Source organism: Klebsiella sp. GW_Kp181 (assembly GCF_040062315.1).
Lineage (GTDB): Bacteria > Pseudomonadota > Gammaproteobacteria > Enterobacterales > Enterobacteriaceae > Klebsiella > Klebsiella oxytoca.
This window is the reverse complement of record NZ_JBEAFR010000084.1, coordinates 133,837-151,536: the sequence shown is the minus strand read 5'-3', so window position 1 is coordinate 151,536 and position 17,700 is coordinate 133,837. Positions and strand designations below refer to the sequence as shown.

The 17,700-nt window shown below is 56.6% G+C and carries 12 protein-coding genes; 5 read left to right on the top strand and 7 right to left on the bottom strand.

The genetic code is table 11. The features are described from left to right. Window positions 1–48: 48 nt before the first annotated feature. The 5 genes from ABLV11_RS24935 to ABLV11_RS24915 all read left to right on the top strand — a co-directional run bounded on the left by ABLV11_RS24935 (window position 49) and on the right by ABLV11_RS24915 (window position 10,632). Window positions 49–8,034, top strand: a complete 7,986-nt coding sequence (locus ABLV11_RS24935; RefSeq protein WP_126488368.1) for a hemagglutinin repeat-containing protein — start codon at window positions 49–51, stop codon at window positions 8,032–8,034. Between the two features lie 4 nt (window positions 8,035–8,038). After that, window positions 8,039–8,413 (top strand): hypothetical protein, encoded by a 375-nt coding sequence (locus ABLV11_RS24930; RefSeq protein WP_017145051.1) that lies wholly within the window; start codon window positions 8,039–8,041, stop codon window positions 8,411–8,413. 771 nt (window positions 8,414–9,184) lie between these two features. Continuing rightward, window positions 9,185–9,544, top strand: a complete 360-nt coding sequence (locus ABLV11_RS24925; RefSeq protein WP_077258025.1) for a hypothetical protein — start codon at window positions 9,185–9,187, stop codon at window positions 9,542–9,544. Beyond that, window positions 9,507–9,758, top strand: coding sequence for a hypothetical protein (locus ABLV11_RS24920; protein WP_224250533.1), 252 nt, complete (start codon window positions 9,507–9,509; stop codon window positions 9,756–9,758). Before ABLV11_RS24925 ends, ABLV11_RS24920 begins: the two co-directional genes overlap by 38 nt. Window positions 9,759–10,056: 298 nt before the next feature. Further along, on the top strand, window positions 10,057–10,632 hold the full coding sequence (locus tag ABLV11_RS24915; protein WP_348855950.1) for a hypothetical protein: 576 nt from the start codon (window positions 10,057–10,059) through the stop codon (window positions 10,630–10,632). Window positions 10,633–10,741: 109 nt separating this feature from the next. Here ABLV11_RS24915 and ABLV11_RS24910 read toward each other — a convergent pair whose 3' ends face one another. The 7 genes from ABLV11_RS24910 to hpaH form a co-directional block, all read right to left on the bottom strand. Continuing rightward, window positions 10,742–11,026 carry a hypothetical protein gene (locus ABLV11_RS24910; RefSeq protein WP_224330806.1) on the bottom strand — a complete coding sequence of 95 codons (285 nt, stop codon included), beginning with the start codon at window positions 11,024–11,026 and terminating at the stop codon, window positions 10,742–10,744. 141 nt (window positions 11,027–11,167) lie between these two features. Continuing rightward, window positions 11,168–11,680 carry a 4-hydroxyphenylacetate 3-monooxygenase reductase subunit gene (locus tag ABLV11_RS24905; protein WP_004110317.1) on the bottom strand — a complete coding sequence of 171 codons (513 nt, stop codon included), beginning with the start codon at window positions 11,678–11,680 and terminating at the stop codon, window positions 11,168–11,170. A 19-nt stretch (window positions 11,681–11,699) separates the two neighbouring features. Further along, window positions 11,700–13,262 (bottom strand): 4-hydroxyphenylacetate 3-monooxygenase, oxygenase component, encoded by a 1,563-nt coding sequence (hpaB, locus tag ABLV11_RS24900; protein ID WP_126488371.1) that lies wholly within the window; start codon window positions 13,260–13,262, stop codon window positions 11,700–11,702. 362 nt (window positions 13,263–13,624) lie between these two features. After that, window positions 13,625–14,515 (bottom strand): 4-hydroxyphenylacetate catabolism regulatory protein HpaA, encoded by an 891-nt coding sequence (hpaA, locus tag ABLV11_RS24895; protein ID WP_004108556.1) that lies wholly within the window; start codon window positions 14,513–14,515, stop codon window positions 13,625–13,627. A 9-nt stretch (window positions 14,516–14,524) separates the two neighbouring features. Continuing rightward, the gene (gene hpaX / locus ABLV11_RS24890; RefSeq protein WP_348855949.1) at window positions 14,525–15,901 is read right to left on the bottom strand and encodes a 4-hydroxyphenylacetate permease; all 1,377 of its coding nucleotides are present in this window, start codon (window positions 15,899–15,901) and stop codon (window positions 14,525–14,527) included. 69 nt (window positions 15,902–15,970) lie between these two features. After that, window positions 15,971–16,762, bottom strand: a complete 792-nt coding sequence (gene hpaI, locus ABLV11_RS24885; RefSeq protein ID WP_016809283.1) for a 4-hydroxy-2-oxoheptanedioate aldolase — start codon at window positions 16,760–16,762, stop codon at window positions 15,971–15,973. A 10-nt stretch (window positions 16,763–16,772) separates the two neighbouring features. Then, on the bottom strand, window positions 16,773–17,576 hold the full coding sequence (hpaH, locus tag ABLV11_RS24880; RefSeq protein ID WP_004110326.1) for a 2-oxo-hept-4-ene-1,7-dioate hydratase: 804 nt from the start codon (window positions 17,574–17,576) through the stop codon (window positions 16,773–16,775). Window positions 17,577–17,700: the final 124 nt, after the last annotated feature.

Genomic DNA, 17,700 nt, shown 5'->3' with positions numbered 1-17,700 from the left:
GGGATGATTTTCCGCGCCGCGGTGAACAACGGATGACGAGTAACGGCAATGAATAAACGCTTTTATCGAATCGTATTTAATAAGGCTCGCGGGATGCTGATAGTGGTGGCGGAAACGACCCGCTCTCATCGGGCGGGCGTGTCGCCGCAATCTGGCGCCGACGCGCGAACCGGGTCGACGCTGACGTCCATCCTGGCGCCGCTGGCCTTTGGGTTTCTGCTCGCGTTTTCCTGTCTCACCCCGGCTAAGGCAGCGATTGTCGCCGATAACCATGCGCCCGGCGGCCAGCAACCGCAGATCGCCAATAGCGCCAATGGCACTCCGCAGGTCAATATTCAGACACCGAGTGGCGCAGGCGTTTCGCGCAACGTCTACAGCCAGTTTGACGTCGATGGGCGCGGCGTGGTGCTGAATAACAGCCACGCCAGCACTTCAACCCAACTGGCCGGGATGGTCGCCGGTAACCCGAATCTGGCGAAAGGGGAAGCCAGAGTGATCCTCAACGAGGTGAATACCCGTGATCCGAGCCGGCTGAATGGCTATATCGAGGTTGCCGGGCAGAAAGCGCAGGTGGTGATAGCTAACCCTGGCGGAATTAGCTGCGACGGCTGCGGGTTTATCAATGCCAACCGCGCGACGCTGACGACAGGTCAGGTGCAGTACAGCAACGGGCAGATTAGCGGTTACGATGTCAATCGCGGCGAAATTATTGTACAGGGAGGCGGGCTTGATGCGAGCTCGGTAGACAGCACCGACCTGCTCGCCCGCGCGGTGAAAATCAACGCCGGGGTTTGGGCGCAGGAGCTAAAGGTTACTGCAGGGCGTAATCAGATCGATGCGGCGCACAGTCTGACGACGGCAAAATCATCCGACGGCAGTGCGGCGCCAGCGGTGGCGATAGACGTCAGCGCGCTAGGTGGGATGTACGCCCATAAAATTCGTCTTGTCGGTACCGAGCGAGGCGTAGGCGTTCACAATGCCGGCAATATCGGCGCGGCGGCGGGGGACGTAGCAATCAGCGCTGATGGCGCGCTCAGCAACAGCAGCGTGATTCAGTCCGCACAGAATCTGCAACTATCCGTTAAGGGCGATCTTCACAATCAGGGCCAGTTGTACGCCGGAAAAGATAGCCTGGTGACGGCCAGCGCGACGCTAACCAATGACGGCATTATCGCCGCGCAAGGTGATACGCGGATTGCCGCCAGCACTTTGCGTAGCGCGCAAAATAGCACGCTCGCCGCCGGATTAAATAGCGATGGTTCTTCCGCCAGCAGCGGCGCGCTGACGCTGAATAGCCAGACTTCGCTGGCGTTGAATGGCCGCAATATGGCGGCAGGGACGCTGACGGCGCAGGGCAGGGCAGTGGATCTTGATAACAGTCGAACCTCGGGGGCGCGGATTGTGGTCAGCGCCGCGTCCGGCGATATCACAACCCGAGATGCGGTGGTGGCGGCCAGCGAAAAACTCCAGTTGGCCGCCAGCGGCAAACTCAAAAACCACAGTGGCCTGTTGACGGCCAGCCAGCTTGAGCTGAAAGCAATGGCGCTGGATAACCAGCAGGGCGTAATCCAGCAGACGGGCGAGGACGATCTACGCCTTGATTTTTGTGCGGGATTGGATAACCACGGCGGTGAGATCGCCAGCAACAGCCATGCATTGACGCTCAGCACCAGCCAGTTGCTCAATCAAAACGGAACGCTGTTGCATACCGGCAGCGGCGGCATGTCGATTACCAGCGATGGCGTGCTGGACAACGGCGAAGGCACTATTGCCGCTAACGGCAATATCGTTTTGTACTCCGATAACATTAATAATCGCAGCGGTAAGATCAGCACGACGCAAGGCAATGCTCAGCTCACTACGCGTCATGAGCTGGAAAATTCACAAGGGAATATCGTTGCTGGCGGTAGCCTTTCTCTACAAGTAGCAAGCCTTCGGAACCAGCATGGGCAATTGATTGCGGCGCAGGGCGACCTGGCCATGAGCTCTGAAGGAGGGCTGGATAACCGCGAAGGCGTTCTTGCCGCAAATGGCAATATCAAGCTTGACGCCGACAATCTGATCAACCATGGCGGAAAAATCAGCGCGGCGCAGGGCGACGTTCAGCTCACTGCGCGCCATGGGGTGGATAACTCGCAGGGGAATATCATCGCCAGCGGCGACATCCGGCTACGGGCTCAAAATCTTAACAATCGTCACGGGCAGGTTGGCTCGGCGCAGCGGGGCAGCGTCAACCTGACGACGAGCGGTTTGCTGGATAATCAGCAGGGCACAATTACCGCCGTTGATGCCCTGCGTATTCAGAGCGCCGCTGTTGATAACCGTCAGGGAGAACTGCAGTCCGGCGGTAACCTGAACATCACCATCCACAATCGGGGGCTGGATAACCGGCAGGGGCAGATCGTCTCCGCCGCCGCTCTGGATATAGCAGGCGTCAACCTGGTGCTGGCTAATACGGGCGGGACGCTACTTGCCGCGAGCAAACTTATTCTCGATGCCGATTCCCTCAGCGGCGATGGCGAGGTGCTCTCTCAGGGCGATATGTCACTAACGTTGCGTCAGGCGTTTCATCACGCCGGGAGGATCATCGCCAACGGCAACCTGCAGTGGAATCTCTCCGGTTTGGGGCTGATTAATCAGGGTGTTATCAGCGTTGGCCAGGTGCTCAATCTCTATGTGGCGAAGCTGGATAACCGTCAGGAAGGTGAAATCAGCTCTGGCGAGAACCATTTTACGGTCAACGGCGAGTTGGTCAATCGAGGACTGATTGACGGTGGTTTAACCCATATTGTCGCCACGACGTTAACCAATATCGGTAGCGGGCGCCTGTACGGCGACGCCGTCGCGCTGCAGGTGGCAACGCTGACTAACGCCGCGGAGAACGGCGTGGCGGCGACGATTGCTGCACGAGCATTGCTGGCAATGGGCGTCGGCACGCTCAATAACCAGGATCACGCGCTGATCTACAGCGACGGTACGCTTACCATTGGCGGCCAACTTGCCGAAGACGGTTCGCTCAGCGGCCGGGCGGGAGTCTTTAATAACCACAGCGCAACGCTTGAGTCCGCCGGTGATATGGCGATCGATATCCAACAAATCAATAACTACAACGACCATCTGGTGACGAAAGATGTGATGGTCGAGCAGTCATGGCGCCATGAAGCGGCGCTGAAAGGATCGGTACAGCGCTTCGACTGGTCGCTGGTCGATACCAGCTATAAAAACAAATACGGCGTTCACGACGCCATCATGCCGGACGGTAGCCGTGGCGATGAGTTCTATGAATATCAGTACCAGCGTACCGTTGTGGAAACGCAGGTGGTGGAAAGCGATCCCGGCAAAATCCTCTCCGGCGGCCGGCTCATCATCAACAGCGATAAGCTGAATAACTACGACAGCCAGATTATCGCCGGGGGAGCGCTCGGTGGCGTGATTAGCGAACTAAACAACGTCGCCACGACCGGTAAACGGGTGACCACCGACGTCGGTACCCAGACTCGTTGGTATGAGAAAAAGACCAGCCGCCCGTTTGGCGGTACCAAAACCAGCCAGGGGAAAAAAAGTAGCGAATATGAACCGACGCCCACGGTTCAGACTATCGATCTGCAAACCATAAAGTGGCAGGGCAATACCCAAATTGATGGCCATAGCAGTGTGATTACCCCGCGCGATCGCGCCGATGAGCCAGGTGAACTACCTGCCGGACGACTGGTGGAAGTGACGCCGGTTAACGCTGACGGAACGGTTATTCGCCTCGTCACGCCGGATACCCGTCTTCCTGTCAGCAGTCTGTATCAGATCGATCCACAGGCTAAAGCAGGCTATCTGGTGGAAACCGATCCGCGTTTTACCAACGGTAAAGCGTGGCTCGCCAGCGACTACATGCAAAATCAGCTGGGCGTTGATCAGGCGATGAAGCGGCTTGGCGACGGCTATTACGAACAGCGGCTGGTGCGTGAGCAGATCGTTAAACTGAGCGGCGAGCGCTACCTCCAGGGCTACAGTAACGATGAAGAGCAGTACCGGGCGCTGATGGACGCGGGCGTCGCCTTCGCCAAACAGTACAACCTGACGGTCGGGGTGGCGCTGACGCCAGCGCAGATGGCGCTGCTGACCAGCGATATGGTCTGGCTGGTCGCCAGAGAGGTCACGCTAGCGGATGGCTCTGTGCGGCATGTGCTGGTGCCGCAGGCTTATGCGCGGGTTAAAGCGGGCGATCTTGATGGCAGCGGCGCGTTGCTCGGCGGTGAAAACGTGGCGCTCAGTGTGAGCCGTGATGTGACCAACAGCGGGCACATCCACAGCCGCGGCGTGACGCAACTAACCGCGGAAAACATTCATAACAGCGGCTATATCGGCGGCAACCAGCTCACGCTAAACGCGCGTACTGATATCAACAATATTGGCGGAACGCTGCAGGGCGGCGATAGCCTGATCGCGCAAGCCGGGCGTGATCTCAACAGCGCCAGCACCCTCGGCGGCGGCCCAGGTAACATCAGCCTCGATCGGCCTGCGGGGATTTATGTCCAGAATGAAAACGGCCAGCTGGGGCTGCAGGCGTTACATAACATTAATCTGACGGCAAGCATGGTGAGTAACAGCGCGGCGGGCAGCCAGACGAAGATTATCGCCGGCAACGATCTCAACCTGCGGACGCTCGCCACTACCCACAGCGAAAGCGGAAATTGGGGGAAAGGCAACGATCGTTCTTTGACCCAGCGTAGCGATATCGGCACGCAAATTAATGGCGGCGCGGTTGCGCTGTCCGCCGTCCACGATATTCATGCCCGCGCCGCCAGCGTGACGGCAACCAGCAGCCTGACGGTTGCCGCCGGCAATGACATTAACCTCAGCAGCGGCGAGTCCTCATGGCATCTGACGGAAAACAACCATCAAAGCAGCAGCGGCCTGCTGGCTCACCGCTCGCTCACCACTCACGATGAAGTGTGGGCGCAGAACGCCATCGGCAGCAATTTTAGCGGTGACAGTATTGTGATGCAGGCCGGGCGCGACCTGCTGGTGTCCGGCAGCAGTGTTGCCGGCACCCAGGACGTCAACCTTGTGGCGGGGCGTAACCTGACCATCGCCACCGCCGAGGAGAGTCGCCAGGAAAACCATCTACGTAAAGAGAAACATAGCGGCTTTTCCGGCACTGGCGGTGTTGGCTTCAGCGTCGGCAGTTCGTCGCTGAAAGCCACCGACGTGACGACAACGCTGAGTAGCGCCGCCAGTACCGTCGGAAGCTCACAGGGCAACCTTAGCCTGAGCGCCGGTAATGTGTTGACGGTTCAGGGATCTGACATGGTGGCCGGCAACAATATGGCGTTGACCGGTAAAACCGTGAATATTCTGGCAGCGGAAAACCAGAGCACCCAGACCCATACCGTGGAACAGAAAACCAGCGGCCTGACGCTGGCGTTATCCGGGATGGTGGGCAGCGCCATTAATACCGCGGTTTCCAGCGCTAACCAGGCCAGCACCGAGAGCAATGGCCGTCTCGCCGCGCTGAGCGGGCTGCAGTCGGCATTATCGGGCGTACAGGCGTATCAGGCATCGCAGATGCAGACTGCGGATTCCAGTCCGGAGAGCATGATAGGGGTCAACCTTTCCTGGGGTAGCCAGTCATCGAAATCCACTCAGCGACAAACGCAGAACACCAGCCGCGGCAGTAGCCTGATGGCCGGCACCAATCTCAGCATTATCGCCACTGAGGCGGATATCAACGTTGAGGGCAGCCAGCTGCAAGCCGGCGGCAGCGCGTTACTCAATGCCGCGCGCGATGTGAATTTATTCTCTGCGGAGAACGTCAGCACCCTGAGCGGTAAAAACGAGAGCCATGGGAGTTCGTTTGGCGTCGGTATTAACTTCGGTCAGGGCGCGAACGGGTTGACGGTCAGCGCCAGCGCCAATGCCGCGAAGGGCCACGAGAAGGGCAACAGCCTGATGCATAACGAAACGACCCTCAGCGCCGGGGAACGGGTGACTATCGTCAGCGGTCGCGATATGACGCTGACCGGGGCGCAGGTGAGCGGCCATCAGGTGACAATGGACGTCGGGCGTAACCTGACGCTGAGTAGCGAACAGGACAGCGATAACTACGATTCGAAGCAGCGTAGCGGCAGCGTGGGGGCGAGCGGCAGCATGGGCGGCGGTTCGGGCTCTCTCAACCTGAGCCAGAGCAAAATGCACAGCACCTGGGCATCGGTGGAGGCGCAAACGGGGATTTTTGCCGGCGAGGGCGGTTTTGATGTGAAGGTGGGCGGGCATACGCAACTGAATGGCAGCGTGCTGGCGAGCACGGCGGCGGAGCTGAACCGCTTGGATACCGGGACGCTGGGTTTCCGGGATATTAAAAACTCTGCCGAGTACAGCGTGGAGCAGCAGAGCGTGGGGGCGAGCACGAGCGGTAGCGTGGCGGGGCAGTTCCTGGGGAATGCGGTCAGCGGTCTGCTGATGGGTGCGAACGGCAGCGGCAGCGACAGTTCGCTGACGCGGGCGGCGGTAAGCGAGGGCAGTATCGTTATCCGCGACGGCACGAGTCAGCAGCAAGACGTGACGAGGTTAAGCCGGGATGCGGCGCATGCGAACCAAACGTTGAGTCCGATATTTGATAAGGAGAAAGAGCAGAACCGGCTGGCGGTGGCGCAGAAGATAGGTGAAACAGGTCGCCAGGTGAGTGATGTGCTCGTGACGCAGGGTAAGCTGAACGCGCAGGCGGCGCAGAGCGACCCGGCTGCGCGGGCAGCGGCACGGGAGATGCTGGTAGCGGGAGGGAATGCCCATCCGAGCGAGGAACAAATCAGCGCGCAGGTGAGCCGGACGGCGACGGCGGACTACGATACGGGCGGAAAGTACCAGAAGGTGGCGCAGGCGGTAACGGCGGCGATGCAGGGTCTGGCGGGCGGCAACCTGGCGCAGGCGGCGAGCGGCGCAGTGAGTCCGTATGTGGCGGAAATCATTCACAGCCAGACGACGGACAGCGCGACGGGCAAGGTGAATGTGGAAGCCAATGCGATGGCGCACGCGGTGTGGGGAGCGATAGCGGCGGCATCGGGAAATAACAGCGCGCTGGCGGGGGCGGCAGGCGCGGTGAGCGGCGAACTGCTGGGGCGCTGGATAGCGGCAGAATATTATCCGGATGTTAAGACAGAAGAGCTGTCGGATGAGCAGAAGTCGACGATAAGCGCGCTGAGTACGCTGGCGGCGGGACTGATGGGGGGGCTTAGCGGAGGCAGCAGCGGGGATGCGGTCGCGGGGGCGCAGGCCGGGAAGAACGCGGTTGAGAATAACTCGCTGAGCGGTGATAAGGCCCGAGAAGCGGCGAAACAGGCTGCTGAATCCCTGAAAAATCAGGTCAGGGAAAAGCTGGGTGAAGGCACCACTTCTGCCATCGCGAACGCCATTATCAATGGCCTTGCTGATACCGGCGATGCGGCATTAGGTTCTGTTGACTATGCTGCTGATGCGGCCATGGTGCTGGCTTCCTGTGCTGTGGGTGACAGTTACTGCAGTAAAGCGATGAGCGACCTGGCCGGGAAGAATCAGGCGCTGGCGGATACTGTTACCACGCTGATGCAGGGTGAAACCTGGTCTGCGGTTGCGGATACGGTTAAACAGGCGGCTGGCGGGAATCAAGCTGCACTGGAAGCAACGGGCGGGCTGCTGGCAGGCATTATGTTGCCAGGGAAGAAAGTACCAAGTCCAGCGACTCGAATTGAAACAATATTAAAATCTGAAAAAAACTGGGAAAATGCTCGAAATAAGGCGCTAAATATTGTGGGTAATTTGGGTGCTGACTCTAAGCCTGTAATTGGGCGACTAGAAGTGAGTGCTGGGAATGGAAAAATAATTGGACGGCAATCTAATGATGGTAAGGTTGGTTGGCGTGTTGATTATGATCCTGAAAAGGGAATGCACATCAACGTATGGGATTACTCTCAAGGGAAAGGGCCGGGCAAAGCAGTCAAGCAGGTTATACCATTTGAAGGTAATGAAAAAGCGTTTGAAACCATATTGAAACAGTTGAATAGGTAGAAAAATGAATTTATTTGATGAGTGTAAAGGGGCCCTTGGTGCTGATTTCGAAGTGCTTGAAGGACAGAGAGAGAAGGATGCGCTTAATATTTTGTATAAGTTCCCATTTATTAATGGGAACTTATTGTGGGATGATTTTAACTATTCAGATTATGAAGATATAAATCATCTCATATCCGATTGTTATAATAAAAAACATGATGTGTTTGTTTTTGTGGATAACATTAACATTCCTGTTTTTAGAACTAACCTAGTATTGGTTGCTGAAAATATTTATGACGTTACAGCTTTATCTCCTAAGCTGTTCATTTTTAACAATGAATTGATATTACAACCTCTATTTCCAACAGACATAATTCGTCTGGGTATAAAAAATTAGAGATATATAAAATTCCGGCGTTAAAGCCGAGATTTTTTACCCGTCAGCCCTTGACTGGTTCTTTCACCAGTCGTCCCTGGTCCACGCTGACCGTGACCGGCGTGTCGGTACTGAATCCCGCCTCAGCCAGTTTCCCTTCAGGCGTAGGTTCAGGCGCAATTACAAATGGTATTGGTGCTGGGTTTGGTTATGGTATAGGCAAAGGCATTTCTTGGGGTACAAATGCATGGGCAAACTAGGTGGAAAGCAGGTTAGGATCCGAAGTTTAATCTTATTATGCTAAAGTATACTGAGATTAAAGGTGACTTTGGTATCTCAAAAGAAGTTACACCGAGTAACATTCCAGGCAGTTTTGGCGACATAGGAGCATCTTTCTCTTCAGAATATGGCGGGAAAAACTCGAACCAATCATTGAGAAGAAATTGAAATGAAATCCTTCAATGAGAAAATATTAAACCTGCTGATTCTATTTATCGCCTGCATTCTTGGGGGTATTGTTAGTTTCCTGTGTATAACTTTGTCTATAGACGTTTTAGTTTGAATGCTAACAGGAACTTTTGATTTGAAAAAAGCCGATATACTCAAAACCATTAAAATTGGTTGTGTGATTGGAATCTTCACTGGTGCGGTTTTTATTATTGCCAGACTATTCAAACTAAAAGGATTTTAGAGCAAAGATAGGATAAAAATTCATCCACAGAGTTGGGATTAGTGTGGAGAATAACCTGATGGGTAGGAACGAATGGAGCCAGGGTGAGAAAGCCAGAGAGCATGGTGCAGTTAACCCCTCTGGTGAAGCCTGGCAGCGAGGAATTGCTGAGAATAAAGCTTATGCAGGTACGTTGGCTTCAGCGGGGGCTAATCTACCTGCCGGGTGGAATGCAGGTTACTGGCGCGATGGGCGGAACAGCAAATGCTGGTATTCAGTATCTTATTAATGGAGAAGTTAATCCAACGGATGTGCTCATTGCGACGTATGTTGGAGCTTTTACCAGAAATACAGGATTAAAGGGAACAATGAGCTGGAACGCGGTAGGCGGTGCAACATCCAGCTATCTGAAAGGGGATAACCCTTTTACAGGTGGCTTAATTAATGGTATGGCCATCTGGGAGGGGCTATGGTGCAGATAAACTAGTTGAATTGCCGTTTGATAAAGTCCTTAATCCAATGAAGCCATGGAAAGACTGGATCTGGACAGATGTCGGGATGGGAATATCCAAACCGCTGCCGATTAATCCAGTACCTGGTATTGCTGGTAATGCCTCGGGTCGTGCGGTGACAGAGATCCTCAATGATCAAGCGGGTAAAACAGGTGTGAAATTCCAAAAAAGGGAACAAAAATGAATGGAAAATCTTGGTTCTTCGTTTTTTTCTATCTATTTTTGGCTTGCAATGTAGCAATGGTCGTATTGTTTTTAATTATATACGTGCTCATTAGAGGTTACCTCTTATTGGTTTACCACATCCCATTTGAGCTGATTTGGAGTGATACATGGAAGTATACAAAAGCTGCATGTTTCACAGGGGCGTTGATAGCTACTGGTTGTTGGTGGATTTATACCAGCATTCAAAAAAAGGTAGATACAAGTGATTTGACAGATACTCTTTAGCAACCGGCTGCAATAATGTTGTAGAGAATAACTTGTTCGGAGCAAGTGCTGGAACAAACCTCGGGTTCTGGTTCAGCCAGACGCCAGACTGCGATACAGACTGTAAAGGAAAACTTGCTGAAGATGTGGCAAAAGGGAATGCAGTAGTATTAGACCATCTGGCAGGTACTGTTGGGTTAGGTATATCGCCAAAGGGGGCTCTGATAACAGCTGGCATCGGTGGCGGAGCCAATACTGTAATAAAATATGGCACTACTCGTGAAGTAAATTACACCGATGCGCTGATAGCGACTTGGGTTGGAGCAGCAACCTCAAAAACTTGTTGGTTAGGAACCATGGGCCGGAATGCGGCAGGTGGAGCTGCATCAAGTTATCTTAACGGCGATGATCCATTTAAAGGTGGCTTAATTAATGGTGTGGCCTCTGGGGTGGGTTATGGTGCAGGAAAACTCATTGAGCTGCCTATGGATAAAATTTACAACCCGATAAAGCCATGGAAAGACTGGATGGGGACTGATATCAGGATGAGAATATTGAAACCATTGTCATTAGACCCAATACCAGAAGTTGCTGGTAATATAACAAGATCAAAAGAAATCCCGGCTTGAATGGCCGGGGTCCTTGTTGTCAACCGTTACGCTCCCGAAAAATGTCTCTTTTCTCGCTTGATCACCAGCAGATCGTCGGTATCGTTAAGCGCGTCAGGGAGGTCTTATGTTACTGAGGCATCTTGATCCGGTTGATGCCTGCGACGCCCAGTGCTTTGACGTAGTCGTGCAACTCTCGGGTGTTCTGGGCGGTGATGATGATGCTGCCCGGTGTCATCCGGATCCGGAGCGGCAGCATGGGCGGCGGTTCGGGCTCTCTCAACCTGAGCCAGAGCAAAATGCACGGCACCTGGACGTCGGTAGAGGCGCAGACGGGGATTTTTGCCGACGAGAGCGGTTTTGATGTGAAGGTGGGCGGGTATACACAGCTGAATGGCAGCGTGCTGGCGAGCACGGCGACGGCGGACTACGATACGGGTGGAAAGAACAGAAGGTGGCGCAGGCGGTGCAGCGCTGACACAGTTTACACAGCAGGAACGCTAACGCGAATCTGTGTTGCCTCTCCCCGTTATCCGGGGAGAGGCTGGCGAGGCCATTACGCCACGACCTCCATCTCCATCATCACCGGATGGAAGCGGCGCTTAAAGTAGATCAGCCCGTGGCCCTGCTGGCTCAGGGTTATATTCCTGATTTCTACCAGATAGACCAGGTGGCTGCCGATGGTCTGTACCTGGCTAATCTCGCCTTCGAGACTCGCCAGTGAGCCTTTTAGCACCGGCTGGCCGAGCTCGCCTTTTTGCCAGCAGCTGAGGCCGAAACGGTCGTCCATCGTCATCCCGGTCATGCCGGCGAAGTGGCGCGCCATCTCCTCTTGCTCGTGGTTCAGCACGTTGATGCATAGCTTACCGTTGCCCTGAAACACCGGATTCATCGCGCTGTTAGCGTTGATGCAGACCATCACCGACGGCGGCGTATCGGTCACCGAACAGACCGCGGTGGCGGTGATACCGCAGCGGCCCGCTTCGCCTTCGGTGGTGATGACGTTAACGGCGGCCGACAGGCTGGCCATGGCATCGCGAAAACGCAGACGTTGTTCATCTAATTGCATTGTGACCTCCCGCTGCCGCTTACTTCAGCAGCTTATCCAGCATGTTGATATCGGTATTGTTGTGCAGATGCGGCACCGTCCAGCCGTTCTGGTCGTACTCGGACAGGCAGCGATCCACCATCGCCATCATTTTGTCCATGTTGCCGGAGCTCTGCGCCTGACGCAGGCACTGCAGGCGAATTTCATCCTGGCTACCTGAGTAGTTGATTTCGTACAGTTCGTGACGCCCACCAAACTCGCTGCCGATGGCGTTCCACATCAATTTGAGGATCTTGATACGCTCGACGTGATCCATGCCGTTCGATCCGCGCACGTATTTCGCCAGATATTCGTTGATCTGCGGATTGTTGAGATCGCGGGCGCTGGACGGCAGATAGATCAGGCCGCTGGTGACGTTGCGTTCAATAATGTTTTTGATTTTGGCGTAGGCCATCGGCGCCATCACGCGATAGGTTTGCAGCGCGGCGTGATCCGGCAGATACGCGCCGTTAACCCACGGCGTGGCTTCGGCGCACATCGAGTCGCTCAGCGCCCAGAACATATTGCGCCAGGCTACCACTTCGCCGAGATCCGCCTGTACGCCGCGGAACTCCAGGGTGCCGGTGCACTCCAGCGAGCGCTTGAGCAGGGCGGTGATAAAGTCGAGCTTCACGGCCAGACGCACGCAGGCCTGCAGCGGATACATGCGAGCGAAACCGCCTTCCATCGTCCAGCGGCGGCAGCGATCGAAGTCGCGATAGATCAGCACGTTTTCCCATGGGATCAGCACATTATCCATCACCAGGATCGCATCGTTTTCGTCGAAGCGGCTGGAGAGCGGATAGTCGTAGGGCGATCCGGTTGCTCCGGCGACCAGTTCATAGGAGGCGCGGGAGATAAGCTTGACCCCTTCGGCGTCCATCGGCGCGACAAACATCAGCGCGAAGTCCGGGTTTTCGCCCATCACCTGCGCCGACCCGAAGCCAATCATATTGTAGTGGGTCAGCGCCGAGTTGGTGGCCACCACTTTCGCGCCACTGACGATGATCCCGGCATCGGTCTCTTTCTCCAGCTTGATATAGACGTCTTTCACTTCGTCGGCTGGCTTATGGCGGTCGATCGGCGGGTTGACGATGGCGTGGTTAAAGTAGAGGCCGGTTTCCTGGATGCGGGTGTACCAGTTACGGGCGTTCTGTTCAAACTGACCATAAAACGCCGGGTTTGCGCCGAGCGCGCAGCCGAATGCGGCTTTGTAGTCCGGGGTACGGCCCATCCAGCCGTAGCTCAGGCGCGACCATTCAGCGATGGCGTCGCGCTGCTGGCGCAGATCGTCGGCGCTTTTCGCGACGCGGAAGAACTTGTGGGTATAGCCGCCGCTGCCGGTATCGGTGCCCCAGCACAGGGTATCCTGCAGCTCGGGTTTATGCAGCGCATCGTACATCTGGGCGACGGAGGCGGCGGCGTTGCGGAACGCCGGGTGGGTGGTCACGTCCTTAACGCGTTCGCCGTAGATATAGATTTCGCGGCCGTCCTGCAGGCTCTTCAGGTACTCTTCGCCAGTTAACGGGCGTTTAGCGTCTGCACGGAAATTTTCAGGTTTCATAGGTGACCTCTTCAGTATTAATCGGAATGCGATGTTAAATTTATGTTTTGTTTTTGTTGTTCAATTGAAGCGGTTAACGCGGCTTTCGTGAAGAGACTTTTAGGTCAATGGTCGGTACTTTTCAGGCGGGGTTAGGTTATGTGAGCGGGGGTTGGTTTTTCTATTTTCCGGCCCGGCTCTCCGGTGAACCGACGACAAGCCAGGGCGGGTTTTGAATTTGTAGCCCGGACAGATGCGCAGCATCGCCTCCGGGAAATTCAGCGACTCTGCGCTCTGCTCCCGGGGGCGGCGCTTGACGCGCCTTGCCCGGGCTACCGCCTCTCAGACGGCTGCGAACTCGCCGCGCCGTCGCCGGAAAGATCTTACGACACCGGTACTTTCTGCGCCCGATAGGCACTCGGCGAGCAGCCGACTAAGCGGTTAAAAAAGCGGGCAAAATAGGCCGGATCTTTAAAGCCCAGCTGCCAGGCTATTTCGCTTACCGCGTTGTCGGAAAATAGCAGCAGCCGTTTGGCCTCGCGCAGCTGCCTGTCGAAAATCAGCCGCTTGGGCGGCCGGTTGGCGAAGCGGCGGCAGATATCGGTTAGCCTTGATTCGGTCAGATGCAGCTCGCTGGCGTAATCCGGCACCGTCCAGTGCTGGTGATAGTGGCTATCGATCAACTGGTTAAACCGCTGGAACAGCTTGAGCTCGCCGCGTATTCCGCTGGCCGCATGATCGTCAAGTTTCGCGTTGCGCAGCAGCAGGGTGAACACCGCCTGCGCCAGCAGCGTCAGGGTGTGTTCCCGCCCCGGCAGCTGCGACGTCGATTCCCGTTCAATCAGCCGCCAGTAATGCGCCAGCGCCGCCAACTCCTCGGGCTTATCGGCCAGCGACAGGCAGATGCCCGGCAGACCGAAAGCCTCCCGCGTGCCGGGATAGAGCACCTCCAGCAGCGGCCAGACCAGATCCTCGCGCACCGTCAGCACATGACCGTCGCTATCGGACTCGGTGATAAAAGCGTGCGGCACCGAGGGCGGCGTCAGGACAAACAGCGGCGCCTGCACCGAATAGCGATGATCGTCGAGCTGCAGCTCAATCTGCCCGGTATCGAGAAAGTGCATCTGAAAATACTGGTCGTGACGGTGCGCCTGCATATCGCGGCCAAAAAACTCCGCCATCCGGGCAAAGGATTGGTAATGTACCTCCTCCGTTCCCAGACTCTCATCGTACTCCTTATTAATATCGATATTGGCAACAGGACTCTGGCACATAGCGGCTCCTTACGGCGTCGCGCGCGGACGCGATCCTTTCATCGGAATCGCCCAGATAATGACTGCGCCAATGATCAGCAGGGCGGCGACGAACCACAAGCCGCTGCTGAAGCTGCCGGTAATATCCTTCAGCCAGCCGATCATAAAGGGGCTGAGCGCCGATCCGATATTGCCGGTCGCGTTGATCACCGCGATACCGATCGCTCTGGCGCGCGGGCTGATCGACTGATCCGGCGTGGTCCAGAAAATGGCCATCGCGCTAAACGATCCGGTCGAAGCCATCACGATCCCGAGCAGCTGGATCAGGTTGTGATCGGTCGCCGACGCCAGCAGCCAGCCTGCGGCGGCGAACAGGAACGGCAGGGCGGTGTGGTGCTTACGCTCCTGGTGCTTATCGGAGTGCCGGCTCCAGTAGATCATTCCCAGAATGGTACAAATCTGCGGGATCGCCGCCAGCAGGCCGATGGTGATATTGCTGCAGCTTTCGTTAAAGCTTTTGAGGATCTGCGGCGTCCAGATGCTGATCGCGCTGAGCGTATTGGTCAGGCAGAAGTAGGCCAGGGTGTACATCAGCACGATCGGCGTGAACACTTCCCGCCACAGGCTGCGCTGCTGCATGGCGTGATGGCTGATCGCCCCTTCCGGCTGGACCAGCGTCAGGCGGTCGTTGTCCATCATCTCCTGCAGGCATTTTTTATCTTCTGCGGTCAGCCATTTGGCCTTCGACGGCGAATCATCCAGCCAGAACCAGACCATAATACCGAGCAGCACCGACGGGAAGCCTTCCAGCAGGAACAGCCACTGCCAGCCGTGCAGGTTCAACAGGCCGTCCATCGACAAGATATAGCCTGAAACAATCGACCCCAGCGCGGTGGTTACCGGCATCGCGATCATAAACAGCGCGTTGGCGCGGGCGCGGAAAAAGGCCGGGAACCAGTAGGTCAGATAGAGCAGAATACCGGGCAGAAAACCGGCCTCGGTGATCCCCACCAGCATGCGCAGGATATAGAGGCTATTCGGCCCGGTCGCGAACATGGTGGCGGTGGAGGCGATGCCCCACAGCACCATGATGGTGGCGATCCAGCGGCGGGCGCCGACGATGCTGAGCATCACGTTGCTCGGAATGCCGAAAATGACGTAGGTCGCGTAAAACAGGGTGGTGGCAAGGCCGAACATGGTGGCGTTAAGGCCCAGATCCTGCCCCATGGTCAGCCCGGCAAAGCCGATATTGATGCGATCTAAAAACGAAAAGATAAACAGCACGAACAAAAACACGATCAGGCGACGAAAGAGCTTGTTGATAACCGACTGCTGCTGCGCCGTCAGCTGCTTGTGCTGATTAGCCGGATCGAACTTTTCCGGGATGGCAGATGATGTATCGCTCATTATCATTTTCCTCTAATGGGAATTTTGTAGGGTACTGCGGGTTGCCGGGTGGCGCTGCGCCACCTGGCGTTAATAGACGCCTGACGAACCCTCGGCGGTTTTTTCTGCGCCAAACCGTGCCGCCAGCGCTTCCGCACCGCGGGCCAGCAGGGTGGTATCGACCCCGACGGCGACAAACAGCGCGCCGAGCTGCAGGTAACGCTTCGCCAGCTGTTCGTTGGCCATCAGGATCCCCGGCGCTTTGCCCGCTGCGCGAATTTGCCCGATGGCGTGCTCAATGGCGGCCTGTACTTCCGGGTGCTGAGGGTTGCCGCTGAAGCCCATGTCGGCGCTCAGATCCGCCGGGCCGATAAACACGCCGTCCACGCCCTCGACATCGAGGATCTGCGGCAGATTGTTGAGCGCTTCGCGAGTTTCGATTTGCACCAGCACGCACATCGCGTCGTTAGCCTGATGGAGATAATCCGGGACGCGGTTCCAGCGCGAGGCCCGGGCGAGGGCGCTGCCGACGCCACGAATACCCGCGGGCGGATAGCGGGTGGCTTTCACTGCCAGCCGCGCTTCGTCGGCGTTCTGCACCATGGGTACCAGCAGGGTTTGCGCGCCGATATCCAGCAGCTGTTTAATCTGCACCGGGTCGTTCCACGAGGGGCGCACCACCGGCTGGCTGGGATAAGGGGCGATCGCCTGCAGCTGGGTCAGTATCGTCTGCACGCTGTTTGGCGCGTGCTCGCCGTCGATCAGCAGCCAGTCGAACCCGGCCCCGGCCAGCAGCTCAGCGCTGTAGCTGCTGGTCAGTCCCAGCCACAGGCCAATCTGCGGTCGACCCGCTTTTATGGCGTCTTTAAAGGCGTTATTCATCATATTCCTCCTAGACGAACCGGCAGCTAATCGCGCCCATGGTGCCGTAATCAACGTGGAAGGTGTCGCCTTTGCGCGCCGGTACCGGACGCGTAAAGGAGCCGCCGAGAATAATCTGCCCGGCTTCCAGCTGGACGTCGTAAGGCGCCAGCTTGTTCGCCAGCCAGGCCACGCCGTTGGCCGGGTGATTCAGCACCCCTGCGGCGACGCCGGTCTCTTCAATCACGCCGTTGCGATAGAGCAGGGCGGAGATCCAGCGCAGATCCAGCTCGTCGGGTTTAATCGGACGGCCGCCGAGGATCACCCCGGCGTTGGCGGCGTTATCGGAGATGGTGTCGAAGACTTTGCGCGGGCGCTGGGTTTCCGGGTCGATGTTGTGGCAGCGGGCGTCAATCAGCTCCAGCGCCGGGATCACGTAGTCGGTGGCGTTGTAGACGTCGAACAGGGTGCAGTTGGGGCCGCGCAGCGGTTTGGCCAGCACGAAAGCCAGCTCTACTTCGATACGCGGGACGATAAAGCGGTCGGTAGGAATATCGCCGCCGTCGTGGAAAAACATATCGTCCAGCAGCGCGCCGTAGTCCGGTTCGCTGATTTGCGAACTGGCCTGCATCGCTTTCGAGGTCAGGCCGATTTTATGCCCTTTCAGCACGCGGCCTTCGGCGATCTTCATATTTACCCATTCGCGCTGTACCGCGTAGGCGTCTTCGATGGTGATCGTCGGGTGATCCAGCGAAATAGCGCGGATCTGTTCACGCTGTTTTTCCGCCTGGTTCAGCCGCTGGGCGATCAGGCTATGGGTATGTTTATCGAGCATAGTTGCTTCCTGTTACGTCATTCAGTGCTGCTGCGCCGGGTGGCGACGCGGAGGCGTCTTAGCCGGCCTGGGGTTTGTGGCAGTACTTGTTTTCACCCTCTCCCACCGGGAGAGGGGCGGGCCG

What these genes read in the sequence shown, in the direction of transcription:
- ABLV11_RS24935 (WP_126488368.1), top strand. Translation starts at nt 49, where the DNA reads ATGAATAAACGCTTTTATCGAATCGTATTTAATAAGGCTCGCGGGATG.
- ABLV11_RS24930 (WP_017145051.1), top strand. Translation starts at nt 8,039, where the DNA reads ATGAATTTATTTGATGAGTGTAAAGGGGCCCTTGGTGCTGATTTCGAA.
- ABLV11_RS24925 (WP_077258025.1), top strand. Translation starts at nt 9,185, where the DNA reads ATGGTGCAGTTAACCCCTCTGGTGAAGCCTGGCAGCGAGGAATTGCTG.
- ABLV11_RS24920 (WP_224250533.1), top strand. Translation starts at nt 9,507, where the DNA reads ATGGTATGGCCATCTGGGAGGGGCTATGGTGCAGATAAACTAGTTGAA.
- ABLV11_RS24905 (WP_004110317.1), bottom strand. Translation starts at nt 11,680, where the DNA reads ATGCAATTAGATGAACAACGTCTGCGTTTTCGCGATGCCATGGCCAGC.
- hpaB (WP_126488371.1), bottom strand. Translation starts at nt 13,262, where the DNA reads ATGAAACCTGAAAATTTCCGTGCAGACGCTAAACGCCCGTTAACTGGC.
- hpaA (WP_004108556.1), bottom strand. Translation starts at nt 14,515, where the DNA reads ATGTGCCAGAGTCCTGTTGCCAATATCGATATTAATAAGGAGTACGAT.
- hpaX (WP_348855949.1), bottom strand. Translation starts at nt 15,901, where the DNA reads ATGAGCGATACATCATCTGCCATCCCGGAAAAGTTCGATCCGGCTAAT.
- hpaI (WP_016809283.1), bottom strand. Translation starts at nt 16,762, where the DNA reads ATGAATAACGCCTTTAAAGACGCCATAAAAGCGGGTCGACCGCAGATT.
- hpaH (WP_004110326.1), bottom strand. Translation starts at nt 17,576, where the DNA reads ATGCTCGATAAACATACCCATAGCCTGATCGCCCAGCGGCTGAACCAG.